3 protein-coding genes are annotated in these 2,176 nt (G+C 68.4%); all 3 read right to left on the bottom strand.

The window, feature by feature from the left end:
* Positions 1–200: 200 nt before the first annotated feature.
* Positions 201–1,322 (bottom strand): glycosyltransferase family 4 protein, encoded by a 1,122-nt coding sequence (locus tag ACZ5CR_RS43875; protein ID WP_468868884.1) that lies wholly within the window; start codon positions 1,320–1,322, stop codon positions 201–203.
* A complete protein-coding gene (locus ACZ5CR_RS43880) occupies positions 1,319–1,855 on the bottom strand; it encodes a dCTP deaminase (RefSeq protein WP_468868888.1) in 537 nt (178 codons plus the stop codon). The genes ACZ5CR_RS43875 and ACZ5CR_RS43880 overlap by 4 nt, the downstream gene beginning before the upstream one ends.
* Positions 1,852–2,176: dCTP deaminase (locus ACZ5CR_RS43885; RefSeq protein WP_468868890.1), on the bottom strand; the 325-nt coding region annotated here is incomplete at its 5' end. The genes ACZ5CR_RS43885 and ACZ5CR_RS43880, both read right to left, overlap by 4 nt.

Below are 2,176 nucleotides of genomic sequence, written 5' to 3' on the forward strand. Positions count from 1 at the left end.
CCTTCTCCCAGCAGCTGCTCGATGCGATCGGTGCGGTACGTCATGCTCTCCCTGTTCGCCGTCGGCATCCCGTCGTCAGCGTATTGACGCGGGTGAAAGGTTCAGGGATGCTTCCGCCTTGGTGTCGGGTGACGCCAGGGACAGCCTGAGGCTGCGACCAAGCATCGGCTCGGCCGCAGTCTCGCTCTGCCGGCCTCGCATCAGGTGAGCTGCTGACCGAGTTCGTTAAGGGCATGAGCGGTCGCGGATAGCGGATAGCGGGTGGCGTTCGCGTAGCCCGCCTGTCGAAGCGCGGGCAGCAGGCCCGGCGCGGTGCGCAGCCGATCCAGGTCGCGAGCGAGCGCGGCGGAGTGGGTGAAGTCGGTGGCCACCCCGGATGCGGCAAGAACCTCGTTGAGGCCGGGCACAGGCTGGTGGAGGACGGGCAGACCGCAGGCTTGGGCCTCCAGCGCTACCAGGCCCATGGCCTCCAGGGTTGTGGACGGCAGGACCAATACGTCGTGCTCGGCGAAGGCTTTCCACAGCTGTGGGCGGCGGAGCCAGCCGAGATACCGGGCCCGCACTCCGGTCCGCTGAAGCAGCGGGGCCAGCGCGTGGAACTGGGCTCTGGGGGCCGCGATGCTCAGCTCGATGCCCGGAACGGGTGCCAGCGCTGTGACCAGGTGCTCGGCTCCCTTCTCGGCCGTCAGCCGACCCGCATACAGCAGCCGCAGGTGGCTGGTCGAGCTGCGGGCGGGCCGGGGCGGGGGGTCGCTGAGCAGGTGGTCGGGGATGCCCCAGGGGATGTGGACAACTTTGCGGCGGTCGGCCTGTGGGGCAAGTTTGAGCAGGTGATCAGCCATCGCGCCGGTGGGGATCACGATGGCATCGGCGATCCTCGCTGTCTCGCGAAGAACTTGGAGTTGGTCGCGATGGGCTTCGGCGAAGAGCAGGTCGGTGCCGTGGACCAACGCGATCCTCGGATGCGTCGGCAGGGCACGGAGCAAGGCCGGTGTGGCGCCGAACGTGAGGTGCTGCAGGTGCAGTACGCCGATCTGCGCGGGATCGATCGCGGGTACCAGGGCCTGGCGCAACGCCGCGACGTAGCGACTGAAGCCGGGGCCCTCCAGACATTTCCCGGACACCGGCAGTATGTTGAGCCCGGCCGGGAGGCGGGGTCTGCGGCCGGTGGGGGCCAGCATGAAGGCCCGTGCGGGGATCAGGGGTTTGTCGCCCGTGTAGAGGTCGAGGAACAGTTCGACGCTGCCGCCAGGGCTTCCGGCTGGGAGGTCGAGGAAGGTGGCGGCCAGCGGACCCGCGACCGGGCGTACGGCGGGACTCACAGCGCTCCTTGAGGGATCTCTTCGTACAGGCGGGAGATGTCGATGCCGTTCGTGGCCGCGTACTTGGCACGCTGTTGCTGGTAGCTGGCTGGGACGCCGAGGGCGGTGAGGAAAACGAGCTTGCCGAAGGTCATTCCCGGATAGATCCGGGTGGGCTTCGCGGCCCGGATCTCCAGGGTCCAGCGGATCGCGTGGCCTTGGTGGCCGAGTGGGGCGGAGACGTGGACCCAGATGCCGAGGGCGCCGATGGTGCGGTCGCCGTTGAGTAGTTGCGCGTACGTTTCCGAGCCCGTCTTCTCCAGGGTCACGCCGAGGTAGAGCACTCCGGGCTTCAGGACCAGCCCGGAGGCAGGTATGGGGTGTTCGGTGAACGCGGTGGGAGCGGCGGCGTCGAGTTCGCTGTCGCAGATGCGGATCGTGTCGCCCAGGCGCCAGTCGTAGGAGTTGGGGGAGAGCCGTGCCGGGTTGTAGGGGGCGATGGTGATCTCTCCCGCATCGACGGCGGCGGCGATGGCTGGGCCCGTGAGGATCATGAGGCGACCGCCTGGATGCGTGCCGAGTCCCGCCAGTAGCGGGAGGGCTGCGGGCCGGCAGCGCCCTGGTACTTGCCGCGGTACAGATCGACGTCACCGGTGGAGACGAAGAACATGACCTGCCCGATCTTCATGCCCGCGTACACCCGCAGCGGACGGATGGGCGAGAGCATCAGCGTCCACTGACCGTGGAACCCGATGTCGCCGATAGGGGCGGTGATCTCGACGAACAACCCGAGCCGCCCGACCGACGAACGGCCGAAGAGTAGCGGGACGAAGACGTCCGAGCCGACCTCCTCGACGGTGTGGCCCAGGTACAGC

The sequence above is a fragment of the Streptomyces sp. NPDC031274 genome (assembly GCF_055570235.1).